Below are 16,318 nucleotides of genomic sequence, written 5' to 3' on the forward strand. Positions count from 1 at the left end.
AGAGCGTTTCGTCTCAACCGAGGCGCGCATTCTACGCTTTCCTCATTTGCTGTCAAGCGTTTAATTTGAAGTTTTTTGCGAGAAACTCGTTTAGCTTCAAACACTTGACTCGCTGCGATCTCTCGTAGCGGGAGGCGAATCATACAGCGTTTAGAAGCGCTGTCAACCATCATCTCAACCGCTGACAATCATTCGATCGTAGCCCTTTCAACTTCGCTTCAACTATCTAACTCTTTGAAAATCAAGGAGTTTGTCGTTCCGGCGTCGCTGGAAGTGGGGCGCATTATAAGGGGATTCGAGAGGGCGTCAACCTTTAATTTCAAGAAATTGAAATAATCGCTCAGACCACCCTCCCCTGCCTCCGACCAACCCTGGGCAGCACCCGCGCAACAGCAGAAACCCGCAACACCATCAACACAGCCCCAATAACCGCATAAATCGCCCACTCCCGCAAATCCGAGCGCACGATCCACAGAAAATGCAGCAACCCCAACCCAAGTATCACGTACACCAACCGGTGCAGCTTCTTCCAACGCGCACCCAACCGCCGCTGGCTATACCGATTCGAGGTAACCGCCAGGGCCAGCAGCCCAAGAAACCCAAGCGCACCCACAATAATGTAAGGCCGCTTGCGCAGCTCAACCGCCAGCTGCCCCCAGTCCAGCCCAAGGATAAAGAACAGGTAAGCCAGGACGTGCAGCACGATATAGGCAAACACCCACAACCCCAACTGCCGGCGCACCACGATCCAGCCCGACCATCCCGTCAGCTTCTGCAGCGGGGTCATGCCCAAGGTAACCAGCAGGAAGGTCAGCGCCCCGAGCCCAAGCCGGTCCATCATGATCTTTCCGGGATCAGGCCCTAGCAGATTCATCGCCGCCTCATACAACCACCAGACTGGGAACAGGCATCCCACGATGAAAATGGCCAGACGAAACCAGGGGTAACGCATCAATAGTTCTTCCGCAGATCAAGCCCGGTATACAGCGACGCCACTTCATCGGCATAGCCATTGAACATCTGGGTTTCCCGCACATTGGGACTGAACAGCCCGCTGGGCAGCCGCCGTTCACGCGCCTGGCTCCAACGGGGGTGGTCGACCGTCGGGTTCACATTGGCATAGAACCCATATTCATCCGGCGCCAGCCCTTCCCAGGTGGTGCCCGGCTGCTCCGCCACCAGGCTGATACGCACGATCGACTTGATGCTCTTGAAGCCATACTTCCACGGCACCACCAGCCGCAACGGCGCGCCATTCTGGTTGGGCAGCTCCCGGCCATACATCCCGACCGCCAGGATCGCTAAAGGATGCATTGCCTCATCCAGGCGCAAGCCTTCTCTATAAGGCCAGTCGATCAAGGCAAAACCCGAACGCTGCCCCGGCATGTGCTCCGGGTCTTTCAGGGTTTCGAAGCGCACATAACGTGCCTTGGATGTCGGCTCGACCTGCTTGAGCACCTGCGCCAACGGGAAGCCCAGCCACGGAATGACCATCGACCACGCCTCCACGCACCGCAGCCGGTAGATGCGCTCCTCGAGCTGGTACGGTTTGACGAAGTCCTCCAGCGCATAGCGGCCGGGCTTACCCACTTCGCCATCGACCACAACGCTCCAAGGTTCGGTCTTCAGGCTGTCGCCATTGGCCGCCGGGTCGCCCTTGTCAGGCCCGAACTCGTAGAAGTTGTTGTAGTGGGTGGCATCCTTGAACGGCGTGATTGCCTCACCCTTGACCGTTACTGCCTGCCATCGGGTAGCTGCGAGCTTTTCATTGAACCAGCCAGGCGCCCTGCCCGCCTCGACATCGGCGTATCGGCTGGCTTCAGCTGCGCGCGCCATGCTCGGCAAAGCGCCCAGGGCCAGGCCAGCCAACGAGCCACCCAGCAGGGTACGACGGGAGAGATAGATGCCTTCGGGGGTGATCTCCGACGCCTTGCACTCGGAAGACCTGGGAAGCTTGATGAGCATGAGCGGCTCCACAGCACTGGATAACGGATGTACCAGTAAGACTATGGAGCCGGCGGGTTATTCCAGCATTAAATGATTGTCACGCTTTGCGACGGCGTGACTTCAGCAGGAACTGAATCGGGCCCGAAGCCGCATAGGCGAGGAAGATCAGCAGCAGGATACGCGGCGGGTCGCTGAACACCACGGCAAACACCAGCACCACGGCCAGGATAGCCACGAACGGCACACGCCCCTTCAGGTCCAGCTCCTTGAAGCTGTTGTACTTGATGTTGCTGACCATCAGCATGCCGGCAGCAGCCACCAGCAGCGCCACCAGGAACGACAGCTTGGAGCCCTGGATGCCGTAGTCGCTGAACGCCCACACGGTACCCGCGACCACACCCGCAGCAGCAGGACTGGCAAGGCCGATGAAGTAGCGCTTGTCGGCGGTGCCGACCTGGGTATTGAAGCGTGCCAGGCGCAGTGCTGCACCGGCCACATAGATGAAGGCAACCATCCAGCCAACCTTGCCCATGTCGCCCAGCGCCCAGCCAAAGGCCAGCAAGGCCGGAGCGACACCAAAGGCAACCATGTCCGACAGTGAGTCGTACTCGGCACCAAAGGCGCTCTGTGTGTTGGTCATGCGCGCGACACGGCCATCCAGGCCGTCGAGCACCATGGCCACGAAGATGGCGATCGCAGCGAAGGCAAAGTACTTGCTCGCCTCGCGCGGGTCACCGGCACTCAGGGCGCTCTGCGCGCTCATCGAGCTGATGATGGAATAGAAACCGGCAAACAGGTTGGCGGTGGTAAACAGGTTGGGCAGCAGGTAGATGCCACGATGGCGTACCTTGCGCCCTTCGGCGTCATGCCCTTCTTCAACGTGCTCATCGACAGGTAGCAGGCTTTCGGCGTCGGAGGGCTTGTTCGGCTCTTCGGGACGTTCGCTCATGGAGGGTACCTTGCAACAGGATGGAAAATGTTCGACACGGACCTGCAAAACAGGTTCTGACGGCAGGCCACTGGTCTGCTTTATACCAGAAGCTGACAGTCAGAACGAAAAAACGCGGCCGAAGCCGCGTTTTTCATCTTTCGATAAGACTTAGTTCTTGGTCTTGTCGACGATTTTGTTAGCCGAGATCCACGGCATCATCGAGCGCAGCTGCTCGCCGATGATTTCGATGCCGTGAGCGGCGTTGTTGCGGCGCTTGGCGGTCATCGATGGGTAGTTGGTAGCACCTTCGGAGATGAACATCTTCGCGTACTCGCCGTCCTGGATGCGCTTCAGGGCATTGCGCATGGCCTTGCGGGATTCTTCGTTGATGACTTCCGGACCGGTTACGTACTCACCGTACTCGGCGTTGTTGGAGATCGAGTAGTTCATGTTGGCGATGCCGCCTTCGTACATGAGGTCAACGATCAGCTTCAGTTCGTGCAGGCACTCGAAGTAGGCCATTTCCGGCGCGTAGCCAGCTTCGACCAGGGTTTCGAAACCGGCCTTGACCAGCTCTACGGTACCGCCGCACAGAACAGCCTGCTCACCGAACAGGTCGGTTTCGGTCTCGTCCTTGAAGGTGGTTTCGATGATGCCGGTACGGCCGCCGCCTACGCCCGAAGCGTACGACAGGGCGACATTCTTGGCGTTGCCGGAGGCGTCCTGGTAGATGGCGATCAGGTCAGGGATACCGCCGCCCTTGACGAACTCGGAGCGAACGGTGTGGCCCGGGGCCTTCGGCGCGATCATGATCACGTCGAGGTCGGCACGTGGGACAACCTGGTTGTAGTGGATCGAGAAGCCGTGGGAGAAGGCCAGGGTAGCGCCCTTCTTGATGTTCGGCTCGATTTCCTGCTTGTACAGTTGGCCCTGGAACTCGTCCGGGGTCAGGATCATGACCAGGTCGGCAGCAGCTACGGCAGAGGCAACGTCGGTCACTTTCAGGCCATGGGCTTCTGCCTTGGCAACGGTGGCCGAACCTTTACGCAGACCGATGGTGACATCTACACCGGAGTCCTTCAGGTTGCACGCCTGAGCGTGGCCCTGGGAACCGTAACCGATGATGGCGACTTTCTTACCCTGGATGATGGAAAGGTCGCAGTCTTTATCGTAGAAAACTTTCATGAAAATACCCCTGGTTATATCTCGGCCCCTGCGGAGCCATCGCTAATTTTTGAATTTAGATGCTGAGCACTTTGTCGCCACGGGCAATGCCGGTAACGCCGCTGCGCACGGTTTCGAGAATCGATGCAGTGCCGATCGCCTGGATGAAGCTGTCCAGTTTGTCGCTGGTGCCGCTCAGCTGCACGGTGTACACGCTGGCAGTCACATCGACGATCTGGCCACGGAAGATATCCGTGGTGCGCTTGATCTCGGCGCGCTGGGCACCGGTGGCCTTGACCTTGACCAGCATCAGTTCACGCTCGATGTGAGCGCTTTCCGACAGGTCGACGAGCTTGACCACTTCGACCAGCTTGTTCAGGTTCTTGGTGATCTGTTCGATCACTTCGTCATGGCCAACGGTGGTCAGCGTCAGACGCGACAGGGTCGGGTCTTCGGTCGGCGCCACGGTCAGGCTTTCAATGTTGTAGTTACGCTGGGAGAACAGGCCGACCACGCGGGACAACGCACCTGGTTCGTTTTCCAGCAGCAGGGAGATGATGTGCCGCATATCAGGTACGCTCCGTCTTGCTCAGCCACATGTCACGCATCGAGCCATCCTTGATCTGCATCGGATAGACGTGCTCACTGCGGTCAACCGCGATGTCGATGAACACCAGGCGGTCCTTCATCGCAAACGCTTCTTCCAGCTTCGGCTTGAGGTCCTTCAGGCTGGTGATGCGGATACCCACATGGCCATAGGCCTCGGCCAGCTTGATGAAGTCAGGCAGCGACTCGACGTACGAGTGCGAGTGACGACCGTTGTAGGCCATGTCCTGCCACTGACGGACCATGCCCAACACACCGTTGTTCAGGTTGACGATCTTCACCGGCAGGCCGTACTGCATGCAGGTGGACAGCTCCTGGATGTTCATCTGGATGCTGCCTTCGCCGGTCACGCAGGCCACGTCCTGGTCCGGGAAGTTGAGCTTGACGCCCATCGCCGCCGGGAAGCCGAAGCCCATGGTGCCCAGGCCACCGGAGTTGATCCAGCGGTTCGGCTTGTTGAAGCGGTAGTACTGCGCCGCGAACATCTGGTGCTGGCCCACGTCGGAGGTGACGAAGGCATCGCCATTGGTCACTTCGCACAGGGTCTCGATGACTTTCTGCGGCTTGATGACATTGCCGTCACCCTTGTCGTAAGGGAACAGCTCGCCATTGCCACGCCATTCGTCGATCTGCTTCCACCAGGCATCCAGCGCCGCCTTGTCAGGCTGCTCGCCGATTTCCTTGAGGATGCCGAGCATTTCGCTGAGCACGCTGTCGACCGGGCCGACGATCGGCACGTCGGCCTTGATCATCTTGGAGATCGACGCCGGGTCGATGTCGATATGGATGATCTTGGCATTCGGGCAGAACTTGGCCGGGCCGTTGACCACGCGGTCGTCGAAACGGGCACCGACGGCGAAGATGACGTCGGCATGATGCATGGCCATGTTGGCAGTGAAGCTGCCGTGCATGCCGAGCATGCCGAGGAACTGGCGGTCGGTACCCGGGAAGCCACCCAGACCCATCAGGGTATTGGTGACCGGCAGGTTCAGCGACTTGGCGATTTCGGTCAGGGCTTCGGAGCCACCACCGAGGATCACGCCGCCACCGGAGTAGACGATCGGGCGCTTGGCCGCCAGCAGCATCTCTGCAGCCTTGCGGATCTGGCCGGAGTGGCCGCGTACCGCTGGGCTATAGGAGCGCAGCTTGACCTTTTTCGGGTAGACGTATTCGAACTTCTCGGCCGGGTTGGTCATATCTTTTGGAATGTCGACCACGACCGGACCTGGGCGACCGGATTGCGCCAGGTAGAAAGCTTTTTTCAGAACTTCGGGAATTTCGCTGGCATGTTTGATCATGAAGCTGTGCTTCACGATCGGCCGCGAAATACCGATCATGTCGGTTTCCTGGAAGGCATCGGTACCCACCATGGTGCTAGGCACCTGGCCGGACAGGATGACCATCGGAATCGAATCCATGTAGGCGGTGGCAATACCGGTAATGGCATTGGTCGCGCCCGGGCCGGAGGTTACCAGCACCACGCCGGCCTTGCCGGTGGCGCGGGCGTAGCCGTCCGCCATATGGGTAGCTGCCTGCTCATGACGAACCAGGATGTGCTCGACTTCCGGTTCCTTGAACAGCGCGTCGTAAACATGCAGGAGAGCACCACCAGGGTACCCGTAGATGTGCTTAACGCCTTCGTCACGCAAGAAGCGGACGACCATCTCAGCGCCAGATAAAAGCTCCACGTTGTTCACCTCTAAAACGCCAGAATACCGCCCTCACTGGACGGGTCTTAATAGGTTTACTGCCAAGCAGAGCATGAGCGAACGTCAGCACTGACTGAGCAAGTATTGGGAGCGCCCCAGAGTGTTGCGGGGTTTTCCCACCCAGCGCGAGGTAACGCGTTGCGGGGTGTAACAGGTCGGCGCGGGTGTGCGCCTCATGATCTGCTTAGCGGGTCTGCTTCTGGCAGTCCCTCTACAGCGGAGATTGGATTCTTCTGATTCGGCGCCAACAAGTCAAGGAAAATTATTGCCAATTTTTCCCCAAGATGAATTCCTGCCACCACTAAAAATCGCTTCAGCAGCAGAATAAATAAGATTTCCACAAAAAAGGGCCACAATCTGCGGCCCTTGAAGGAAAAACTGAAGAAATCAGGCGGAAGGAGCAATCAATTGGTCAAATGCTGCCAACAGGCGGCGTAGCTCACGACTTTGCTCTGGCCGGTCGGTAAATACCGTTTCAGCCATTACCAGGATGCCGGACGCATTGGGCAGCGGGTGGCCCAGCTCGATGATGATCTTCATCCGCGGCAGGAAGATCCATTGGAGCCACTGCTCGAAACTGAGGGTATCGACTGCGAAAGGCACCGTGCTGGCCAGTGCCTCATCGCTTGGCGGCTCGTCATCCCACCAGCCTTGCACCTGCAGCTCACGTTCGATCAGCAGCAGGTGGTCGGCAACATCCAGAATGCGCTGCTCGATCATCACGAATTGACCCGTGCCTTTTGCCGGGCCAGTGCGGCACCAGCGCTGTCACCCTGCTTCTCGCGGGCCTGGGCGATGGTGTTCCACAGCTCGGCCTGCAGGCTCGGGCGGCCGTTGGCGTAAGTCAAAGCACGACGCGCCAACTGCTCGGCCTGCGGTGCATCACCTTGCGACAGGCGTACCTGGGCCAGACGGTACAGTACCTGTGGCTCGCGCGGGGCAATGCGCTGAGCACGCTCCAGGCTCGATGCGGCACCGTTGAAGTCACCGCTGCCCTGCTGGGTCTTCGCGGTGGTCAGCAGCGCCAGCACCGGGCCGTCCAGCTGCTCGTCGGCCGACAGGCCACCGGTAGCAGCACCGCTACGCGGAATACCGGTTGGCGCGTTGGTGCTTTGCGGGGCGCTGTTCATAGCCGCGATGTCGAAGGGTTCGTCGGCGATCGGGTTGGGATTGGTGGTCATTGGTGCCGAAGTGACCGGCCCAGGGGTAATTGGGCCTGGGGTGATCGGCCCCGGGGTAATCGGCGAGGTGCTGATTGGCGCCGCGCCATTGGCCGCCGGGAACGTCTGGATGCCCGAAGCGCCAGCGCCCTGCGGGATCATCACGGTCACGCCGGAGTCTTCAGGCAGCGTTTGAGCCTGCGCGGTACCTGCGTTATAGCCACCCGCAGAGCGATTGGCCGTCACGCGTTCGCTGTTGGACACCCGGGTGCTCGAGTCGACCACCGGAATATTGCCGCGCGGGACGCTGGCGCACCCCTGGAGCACAGCCAGCGCCGTCACGGCAGGAAACAGCCACTTGTTCACGTCACACCTCATCAATGCAGCCTGTGCTTAATTCATCCAGCCCTTGACCCAGTCCATGACCGATTCAACTGGATCCTGCTCGCCGCCGCAGGTCGCGCCGGCGGGCGGTTCACTCCCGCGAATATACGGCATCTGCACCGCTCCCGGACAGCTGCCATCAGACCCATGGCCACTGTACGGGTCAATCCAGGCCTGCACCACGTTGTCCGGTTGCGGCATGTCCAGCGGCAGCGGGTCGGCCTTCTTCATGAAGCTGGTCCACACCTGCAGGGCGCCGGTAGCACCAGTAAATGGCGTCTTGCCGTTGTCGTCACGCCCCATCCATACCACGGCCAGCAGGTCCTGGCTGAACCCGGAGAACCAGCTGTCGCGCGAATCGTTACTGGTGCCGGTCTTGCCCGCCAGGGTGAGATTGCGCGGCAAAGTGTTGTACACCGAGCGGCCGGTGCCTTCGCGCATCACCCGCTGCATGGCGTTCTGCACCAGGTAGATAGCCCCCGGGTCGAAGGTTTGCTGGATCTGGAACGGGTAGCGTTTTAGCGGCTCGCCCTCGGCGGTGAGCACGCTGCGGATACCGCGCATCGGGGTATTGAAGCCTCCGTTGGCGATGGTTTGGTACATCGTCGCGACCTGCATTGGCGACATGCCGCCGGCACCCAGCAGCATGGCCGGGAAGGCTGGCCAGTCAACGTTCACTCCCAGCCGGCCAATGGTCTTGATCACGTTGGGCACACCCACTTCCAGGCCGATCTTGGCAGTCGACAGGTTGTAGGAGTTGGCCAGCCCCTGGTACAGGTAGATGGTGCCATGCGGGCGACGATCGTAGTTCTGCGGGCGCCAGACCTGGCCGTCGGCACCTTTGACCGAGAACGGCTCGTCCTGCACCCAACTGGTCAAGGTGTACTTGGTCGGTTGTTCCAGCGCGGTCAGGTACACCGCCGGCTTGACCAGCGAACCGATCGGCCGCACGGCATCAATGGCGCGGTTGAAGCCGGCGAAGCCGGCCTGGCGGCTGCCGATAAGCGCCTGCACCTCACCGGTTTCCGGATTGGTCACGACCATCGCCGACTCAACCTCGTCCGCCCCCTTGCGCCCCGCGAGGCGCTTGAAGGTCTCGCTCATCGAGGTTTCGGCCTTCATCTGCAGGATCGGGTCGAAGCTGGTGAAGATGCGCAGGCCTTCTTCGGTCAAGTCTTCATCGCGGTAGTCCTGGCGCAGCTGACGCTTGACCAGGTCGAGGAACGCCGGGAACGAGCTGTCTGCCAGGCTGCCGCGCTTGGTCACGCCCAGCGGCATCTTCTTCGCTGCATCGACTTCTGCCTGGCTGGCCACGCCCTGCTCGGCCACCAGGTCGAGCACCAGGTTGCGGCGGGCCAGGGCGCGGTCCGGATAGCGACGCGGGTTGTAGTAGGACGGCCCCTTGACCATGCCCACCAGCAAAGCGATCTGGTGCAACTTCAGTTCCGACAGCGGTTGGCTGAAGAAGAACTGGCTGGCGAGGCCGAAGCCGTGCACCGCACGCTGACCATCCTGGCCGACGAACACCTCGTTGAGGTAGGCCTCGAGGATCTCGCGCTTGTCGTAGTGCAGCTCCAGCAATACGGCCATCATCGCCTCGGTCAGCTTGCGGCTGAGGCTGCGCTCGCTGGTGAGGTAGAAGTTCTTCACCAACTGCTGGGTCAGGGTGCTGCCACCCTGGCGCATGGAACCTGCCGAGGTATTGACCCACATGGCTCGAGCGATGGACTTGGGCGACACCCCGAAGTGGCTGTAGAAATCGCGGTCTTCCGTCGCCACCAGGGTTTCGAGCAGGTAGGGCGGTACCTGGTCGATCTTGATCAGGATGCGGTCTTCGAGGTTTTTCGGGTAGATGCCACCGATCATCAGCGGCTCCAGGCGCACTACGTCAAGCGTCTTGTCGTTGGCGCCGGAAAGGCCCGCCACGTAATCGCCGGAGAAGCGCACACGCACGAACTGCGCCGGCTCCATGCCCTCGTAGAACTGGAAGCCACGGGTATTGAGCTCGACGGTGTTGCCGTTGACTGCCGCCGCTCCCGGGCCGTTGGCCGCGCTTTCACGCCGGTAGCCGAGCGCGTCCAGCTCGGTGAGGAAGTCGTTCTTGCTCAGTTTCTGGCCGGTGAACAGCTCCAGCGGCCGGGCATACACCTTGGCCGGGATGGTCCAGCGCTTGCCGGAAAACTTTTCCTGGACAACGGCATCGAGGTAAACCGCGAAGCCGGCGACTATCACCAGGCCGACCAGGCTGAGCTTCAAAGCCCAGCCCAGCCAGGCGCGGGAGCGGCCGGTCGGGCGTTTCTGAGGGGTACGGGGATTTCGAGTTCGGGTCATGGCGGCGGATTATACGCACTTTATAAAGGCTGGGCAGACGCCCCCGGCGGTAGGCAGGGACGGCACCATTGACCATAATGGCGCATTCGAATTCCCTGCCCCCGGAAGGATTTCCCGTGAGCCAAGCCCTTATCACTGCGTTGCAGAACCCAGCCCTGTACCCTCACCCCGTGGATGGGTTCCAGCTCATCGAGACGCATATCTCCTGGGTCCTGCTCACCGGCGAGTATGCCTACAAGATCAAGAAGCCGATGAACTTCGGCTTCCTCGACTTCACCGGCCTGGACCAGCGCCGGCATTTCTGTAACGAAGAATTGCGCCTGAACCAGCGCCTGACCGATGGCCTGTACCTTGAAGTGTTGCCGATCACCGGTAGCGTCGACGCGCCGCAGATCGGCGGTGAAGGCGAAGCCATCGAGTACGTGCTGAAGATGCGCCAGTTCCCCCAGGGGCAGATGCTCAACACCCTGCAGGCCAATGGCGAACTGAACGCCGCGCACATCGACCAGATGGCCCGGCAGATCGCCGAGTTCCACCTGCAGGCCCCACGCGTGCCGGTGGAGCACCCACTGGGCACGCCGGACAGCGTGATGGCACCTGTGGAGCAGAACTTCGAGCAGATTCGCCCGTTCCTCAGCGACAAGGCCGACCTGCAGCAACTCGACGCCCTGCAGGCCTGGGCACGCAGCAGCTTCGAGCGCCTGCATGGCCTGCTGGAAAAGCGCAAGGCCAATGGTTTCATCCGTGAGTGCCACGGTGACATCCACCTGGGCAACGCCACCCTGATCGACGGCAAGGTGGTGATCTTCGACTGCATCGAGTTCAACGAACCGTTCCGCCTGACCGATGTGTACGCCGATACCGGCTTCCTGGCCATGGACCTGGAAGACCGCGGCCTGAAATGCCTGGCCCGCCGCTTCATCAGCCAGTACCTGGAACTGACCGGCGACTACGAAGGCCTGGAACTGCTCAACTTCTACAAAGCCTACCGCGCGCTGGTGCGGGCCAAGGTTGCACTGTTCAGCATGCCAGCCGATGCCGATGGCGTGCAGCGCGCCACCACTCTTCGCACCTACCGCAACTATGCCAACCTGGCAGAAAGCTACAGCGCCATCCCGTCGCGCCTGCTGGCCATTACCCACGGTGTTTCGGCTGTGGGCAAAAGCCACGTGGCCATGCGCATGGTCGAAGCCCTTGGCGCCGTCCGCGTGCGTTCGGATGTGGAGCGCAAGCGCCTGTTCGGTGAACAGCAGCTGGCTGAGGCTGGCCAGCTGAGTACCGGCATCTATGATCAGGACGCCAGTGTCGCGACCTACCAGCGCCTGCACGAGGTGGCAGCGACCGTACTGCGGGCCGGCTTCCCGGTGGTGCTGGATGCCACCTACCTCAAACGTGATCAGCGCCAGGCCGCAGCGGACATCGCCAGCCAGACGGGCGTGCCGTTCCTGATCCTCGACTGCCATGCGCCGGATGCGGTCATCGCCAGCTGGCTGGAGCAGCGCCGGGCAGAAAATACCGACCCGTCGGATGCCACCCTGGAAGTGGTCAAAGCTCAGCAGGCCAGTCGTGAGCCACTGGATGCACAGGAACTGGTGCAGAGCACCGGCGTCGATACCCAGAGCGCCGGGAGCATGGACCAGGTGATCGAGCAGATTCGCCAGCGCTTGCCTGGGCTGTAAGTTCAGCGTTTTCCTGGACCGGCCACTTCGCGGGTGAACCCGCGAATAGGCCGGCACAGGACATCTCGTCGCCCCCTATGGCAAAAGGCCGCGCATTTCCTATCCCCCGCTACACTCCTCTCTGACCTGCTCGCGATTTATCCCCCAATCCCCGTTCAGCCATCGCAAGGAGGCTCGATGAACGATGAATTGCAGCATCTGAAGAACCTTGGCAAGACCTCTGCGCAGTGGCTGCATGCAGCCGGCATCCACAGTGCATCGGATCTGCGCCGCCTGGGCGCGGTAGGTGCGTACCAGGCCGTGAAGACACGAGGGTTCCGCGCATCGAAGGTGCTGCTGTATGCCATTGAAGGCGCCCTGCTGGACATGCACTGGAACGATTTGCCGCTGGAGCGCAAAGAAGCGCTCAACCAACAACTGGATGCGAAAAGCCCTGCGCAAAAAAATCAGAAATAATCTCGGGAAAGGGATTGACGTCGAAATGAGAATAGTTATGATTATCACAACTGGTCGCGAGACTGGTTGGATAAGCTAAGAGCCCCTGGTTCGGACTCTCAGATTATCTCCTCATCAGGCTAATCACGGTTATTGACCCGGCAATTTGCCGGGTCTTTTTTTGCCTTTTACAGCCCCGTCACCGCAGTTGCGCGCAATAGTCCTGCTCCGGCATCGCTGCCGTGTACCACACAAAATCAGCCTCGCCTGCCTCGACCTGCTCACCAACCTCAGCTAGCAGTAGCACCTTGCTCTCCCCCTGCGCTTGCAGGTCAGCCAAGTGCAACGGTACACCCAGGTCCTTGCGCACGTGATAGGCCCCGGCCAGCAGCAGTGCTGGCTGCGGCGCCGCCAGCAAGCGCTCGGCCATGCGCCGGTCGCGCTGCTGCTGCACGGCCAGCATCGCCGGCAACTGGCTTTCTGGCAGCATCCCGCAATGTCCGGCGCGCACCTGCTCCAGCAGGGCGGCCTTGACCGTCGGCGCATTGGACCGTTCGCCCATTAACGAAGCCGGCTGGCGATAGGCCTGGCGCATCTCGCCAGGTGAGAGGTTGGCGGACAGCAAAGGCACCCGCTGCTGCAAGGCTTCAGTCACGATTGGCCCGTACAGCTGCCAATCCCAGCCGTCCTGCCAGGCCATGGCCTTGGGCAGGTCTGCCGGCAAAGGTTGCCCCGCGAGCTTGTCCAGCAGCGGTTGCTGCTCGGGCTGCAACATCTCCAGCAGCAGGCTGCCCTGCGCGCGTTGGCCTTGCAAGGCACGCAGCAGCCACAGCTGCAGCGCGTGATGGTCGGAGTTGTCGTGTTTCTCGCCGACCAGCACCCGGGGGGCGGCAGACAGGTGCTGCACCAGCTGCTCAGGGCTGATCAGCTGGCCACTGGCAAGATCGACGATATGTCCCAGCTCGGCATGGCTGCGCCCTTCACTGCTCTGCCAAGCGGGCAGCGGTGGCAGGCTGGCCTGGCAGCCACCCAGTACCAGCCCCAGGCACAGCGAGAAAACGGACAGCAGCGGATGTCGCATGTGTATCTCCCCTCACGGCCTGACCGGAGTATGTAGGAGCAGCCTTGTGCTGCGAAGAGGCCGGTATGGGCAGCAGACATGCATTGTCAGTACCGGCCTCTTCGCAGCACAAGGCTGCTCCTACAAAGATCGCGCCAGCGTTAGCGAGTGATGATCAGCGGATGCCCACGCTCCGGGTGCACCTGTACCAGTACGTCGATCCCGTATACCGCCTTCAACGCCGCCGGCGTCAGCACTGCTGACGGTGCGGCAAAGGCATGGCAGCGCCCCTGCTCCAGCAGCAGGATACGATCACAGTAGCGCGCCGCCAGGTTCAGGTCATGCAGGATCACCAGCACCGCGGCGCCACGGTCGGCAAAGCGGCGCACGGCTTCGAGGGTGGTGTGCTGGTGCAACGGGTCGAGCATCGAGGTTGGCTCGTCCAGCAGCAGCGTTGTACCCGCCTCGCCCGGCCACAGCTGCGCCAGCACCCGAGCCAGGTGCACTCTTTGCCGCTCGCCGCCAGACAACGCCAGGTAACTGCGCTCCACCAGGTGCCAGGCATCCGCTGCCCGCAAGGCCGCTTCGACGATTTCAGCATCGCGCCGCTGCCCGGTGCCATGGGGCATGCGCCCCATGCCCACCACTTCCTCGACCCGGAACGAGAACCCCAGGCTGGACACCTGCGGCAACACCGCCAGGCGCCTGGCCCGCTCCTGCCCTGCCCAGTCCGCCAGTGGCCTGCCCTGTAGCGTCACCCGCCCGTGATCGGGCGCCAGCTCACCACACAGTACTCCTAGCAGGCTGCTCTTGCCGGCACCGTTGGGGCCGAGCACGCCCACCACCTGCCCCTGGCTCAGCTGCAGATGAATGTCATGCAGCACTTCGTTGCTGCCCCGCCGCAAGTACAGCCCCTCGGCTTGCAACATCAACTGCGCCCTCGTATCAGCAGGAACAGGAAGAACGGTGCGCCGATAAAGGCCGTGACGATGCCGATCGGCAGCTCGGCAGGCGCCAGCAGCAGCCGCGCCGCCAAATCGGCGAACAGCATCAGCACACCGCCAGCCAACAAGGAAGCTGGCAGCACCACACGGTGATCAGGCCCGGCCAGCAGGCGCACCAGGTGCGGCACCACCAGGCCGATGAAACCGATCAGCCCTGCTGCCGCCACCGCCGCACCCACGCCCAGCGCCGTGCAGAACACCAGCTCGCGCTTGAGCCGCTCCACGTCAATGCCCAGGTGACGCGCCTCCGATTCACCAAGCAACATGGCATTCAACGCCTTGGCCCGACGTGGCAGCCACACTGCCACGCCTGCAGCCACCAGCAGCAAAGGCCACAGCCGCTGGTAACTGGCACCATTGAGGCTGCCCAGGTTCCAGAAGGTCAGCGTGCGCAGCGTGGCGTCGTCGGCCAGGTAGGAGAACAGCCCCACGGCAGCACCGCCCAGCGCGGTCATGGCCACACCGGCCAGCAGCATCGTGGCGACGTTGGTCTGGCCGTCGCGTCGCCCCAGACGATAAACCAGCGCAGTCACGCCCAGCCCGCCGATGAAAGCGCACAGCGACAACAGGTAAGGGGCAAGCACATCCGGCATGCCGCCCAGCCAACTGCCGCCAACGATGGCCACCGCCGCGCCCACCGCTGCTCCGGCGGCAACCCCTACCAGCCCGGGGTCGGCCAGAGGGTTACGGAACAGCCCCTGCATGGCCACACCAGATAGCGCCAGCACCGCGCCCACCGCCAACCCCAGCAAGGTGCGCGGCAGGCGGATCTGGCCGAGGATCATCTCGGCCTGCTGCAGGCCGTCAGCGGCAATGGGCAACCCCAGCAGGCGCAGGCCGGCACGCAGGGTATCGAACAGCGGCAGGCTGACCGGCCCCAGGGCCAAAGACAACCACACCGCCAACAGGCACAACAGGCTCAGGCAAACGAACAGTGTGCGTGGCTGGACGCGTTGTTTCATTGGGAGAGGCTGATCTTGGCGGCCGGATAGAAGGTAGCCGCAAGCAACTGAAGTGTTGCCGGCAGGCGTGGCCCGAGCCCGCCGACCAACAGTGTCGGGTCAAGCGATACCAGGCGTTTCTCTCGCACGGCGCGCGAAGTCGCCAGCGCGGGGTTTTCTTTCAGCAACGCCTTCAAGGCTTCGTCATCGGCCAGCGCCCGGTCGGAAAACACGATCACATCCGGGTCCAGCGCAGCCAGTGCTTCGCTGGAGAAATTCTTGTAGCCCTGATGTTCTGCCAAGTTGCGCCCGCCTGCCTGGCTCAGCAGCCAGTCGCCGGCGGTACCCTGCCCGGCGATCAGCGGCTTGGCACCCGCATGCCCGACCAGCAGCAACACTCCTGGCGCCTTCTGCCCGGCCTGGGCCTGCCTGACCCTGGCCTGCAAGGCATCGAGCTGCTGGTGGTAACCCGACGCCAAGACCGCGGCCTGCTCTTCTGCGCCCAGCAATTGCCCCAGATGCTTGAGGTTTTCATCCACCGCCGCCACCTCGGCTTTGCTGGAGAACAGTTCGACCCGCACGCCAGCCTTGCGGATTTGCGCCAGTACCGGTGGCGGCCCCATTTCTTCGGTGCCCACCAGCACATCCGGGCGCAGGCTGAGAATGCCTTCCGCAGACAACTGCCGCTGGTAGCCGACGCTAGGCAGTGACTTCAGCGATTGCGGGTGCTGGCTGGTGGTGTCCACACCCACCAAGCGCGCTTCACCGCCAAGTGCGCTGATCCATTCGCTCAGTGCGCCACCAGCGCTGACCCAACGCTGCGGCAGGTCGGCCGCCAGGGCCTGGGTGGACAGCACAACGCTCGCGCACAGAGCGAGCAAGGCGACAGGACGGCGCATCATCGGTTTCCTTCTGCAGGCGAGCCGCGCGCCTTGTGGCGAGCGACGGAACTGCGCACCATAGGCAG

Annotated in this window: 15 protein-coding genes; 2 read left to right on the top strand and 13 right to left on the bottom strand. The window is 61.9% G+C overall.

The genetic code is table 11. The features are described 5' to 3' along the window. Positions 1–340: 340 nt before the first annotated feature. From msrQ to mrcB, 9 genes are all read right to left on the bottom strand, one after another. On the bottom strand, positions 341–952 hold the full coding sequence (gene msrQ, locus ACLCGK_RS13635; protein ID WP_410952183.1) for a protein-methionine-sulfoxide reductase heme-binding subunit MsrQ: 612 nt from the start codon (positions 950–952) through the stop codon (positions 341–343). Then, positions 952–1,965: a protein-methionine-sulfoxide reductase catalytic subunit MsrP gene (msrP, locus tag ACLCGK_RS13640; RefSeq protein WP_015271833.1), complete on the bottom strand. Its 1,014-nt coding sequence runs from the start codon at positions 1,963–1,965 to the stop codon at positions 952–954. Before msrP ends, msrQ begins: the two co-directional genes overlap by 1 nt. Positions 1,966–2,044: 79 nt before the next feature. Then, entirely contained in the window at positions 2,045–2,896 is an 852-nt protein-coding gene (gene pssA, locus ACLCGK_RS13645) for a CDP-diacylglycerol--serine O-phosphatidyltransferase (RefSeq protein WP_009685387.1), read from the bottom strand. Positions 2,897–3,046: 150 nt separating this feature from the next. Next, positions 3,047–4,063 carry a ketol-acid reductoisomerase gene (gene ilvC, locus ACLCGK_RS13650; protein WP_013974255.1) on the bottom strand — a complete coding sequence of 339 codons (1,017 nt, stop codon included), beginning with the start codon at positions 4,061–4,063 and terminating at the stop codon, positions 3,047–3,049. Between the two features lie 55 nt (positions 4,064–4,118). After that, positions 4,119–4,610, bottom strand: a complete 492-nt coding sequence (ilvN, locus tag ACLCGK_RS13655; RefSeq protein ID WP_003250040.1) for an acetolactate synthase small subunit — start codon at positions 4,608–4,610, stop codon at positions 4,119–4,121. Between the two features lies 1 nt (position 4,611). After that, positions 4,612–6,336, bottom strand: coding sequence for an acetolactate synthase 3 large subunit (locus ACLCGK_RS13660; protein WP_015271834.1), 1,725 nt, complete (start codon positions 6,334–6,336; stop codon positions 4,612–4,614). Positions 6,337–6,744: 408 nt separating this feature from the next. Further along, positions 6,745–7,077, bottom strand: coding sequence for a YqcC family protein (locus ACLCGK_RS13665; RefSeq protein WP_031324603.1), 333 nt, complete (start codon positions 7,075–7,077; stop codon positions 6,745–6,747). Continuing rightward, positions 7,077–7,895 carry a tetratricopeptide repeat protein gene (locus tag ACLCGK_RS13670; protein WP_410952184.1) on the bottom strand — a complete coding sequence of 273 codons (819 nt, stop codon included), beginning with the start codon at positions 7,893–7,895 and terminating at the stop codon, positions 7,077–7,079. Before ACLCGK_RS13670 ends, ACLCGK_RS13665 begins: the two co-directional genes overlap by 1 nt. Positions 7,896–7,910: 15 nt before the next feature. After that, positions 7,911–10,232 (bottom strand): penicillin-binding protein 1B, encoded by a 2,322-nt coding sequence (gene mrcB, locus ACLCGK_RS13675; RefSeq protein WP_139657867.1) that lies wholly within the window; start codon positions 10,230–10,232, stop codon positions 7,911–7,913. A gap of 116 nt (positions 10,233–10,348) precedes the next feature. Here mrcB and ACLCGK_RS13680 point away from each other — a divergent pair, with 116 nt between their 5' ends. Together ACLCGK_RS13680 and ACLCGK_RS13685 are read left to right on the top strand one after the other, a co-directional pair. Continuing rightward, positions 10,349–11,911 carry an AAA family ATPase gene (locus ACLCGK_RS13680; protein WP_410952185.1) on the top strand — a complete coding sequence of 521 codons (1,563 nt, stop codon included), beginning with the start codon at positions 10,349–10,351 and terminating at the stop codon, positions 11,909–11,911. Between the two features lie 177 nt (positions 11,912–12,088). Then, positions 12,089–12,367, top strand: a complete 279-nt coding sequence (locus ACLCGK_RS13685) for a TfoX/Sxy family protein (RefSeq protein ID WP_013974260.1) — start codon at positions 12,089–12,091, stop codon at positions 12,365–12,367. A 178-nt stretch (positions 12,368–12,545) separates the two neighbouring features. Here ACLCGK_RS13685 and ACLCGK_RS13690 read toward each other — a convergent pair whose 3' ends face one another. From ACLCGK_RS13690 to ACLCGK_RS13705, 4 genes are all read right to left on the bottom strand, one after another. Then, positions 12,546–13,427: a ChaN family lipoprotein gene (locus ACLCGK_RS13690; protein WP_410952186.1), complete on the bottom strand. Its 882-nt coding sequence runs from the start codon at positions 13,425–13,427 to the stop codon at positions 12,546–12,548. A 140-nt stretch (positions 13,428–13,567) separates the two neighbouring features. Continuing rightward, positions 13,568–14,335 (bottom strand): heme ABC transporter ATP-binding protein, encoded by a 768-nt coding sequence (locus ACLCGK_RS13695; RefSeq protein ID WP_410952187.1) that lies wholly within the window; start codon positions 14,333–14,335, stop codon positions 13,568–13,570. After that, complete coding sequence (locus ACLCGK_RS13700; protein WP_162276790.1) at positions 14,335–15,318, bottom strand: FecCD family ABC transporter permease; 984 nt, start codon at positions 15,316–15,318, stop codon at positions 14,335–14,337. The genes ACLCGK_RS13695 and ACLCGK_RS13700 overlap by 1 nt, the downstream gene beginning before the upstream one ends. Positions 15,319–15,368: 50 nt before the next feature. After that, the gene (locus ACLCGK_RS13705) at positions 15,369–16,253 is read right to left on the bottom strand and encodes a hemin ABC transporter substrate-binding protein (RefSeq protein WP_410952188.1); all 885 of its coding nucleotides are present in this window, start codon (positions 16,251–16,253) and stop codon (positions 15,369–15,371) included. Positions 16,254–16,318 lie beyond the last annotated feature (65 nt).

This window comes from Pseudomonas sp. S1(2024), from assembly GCF_046557535.1.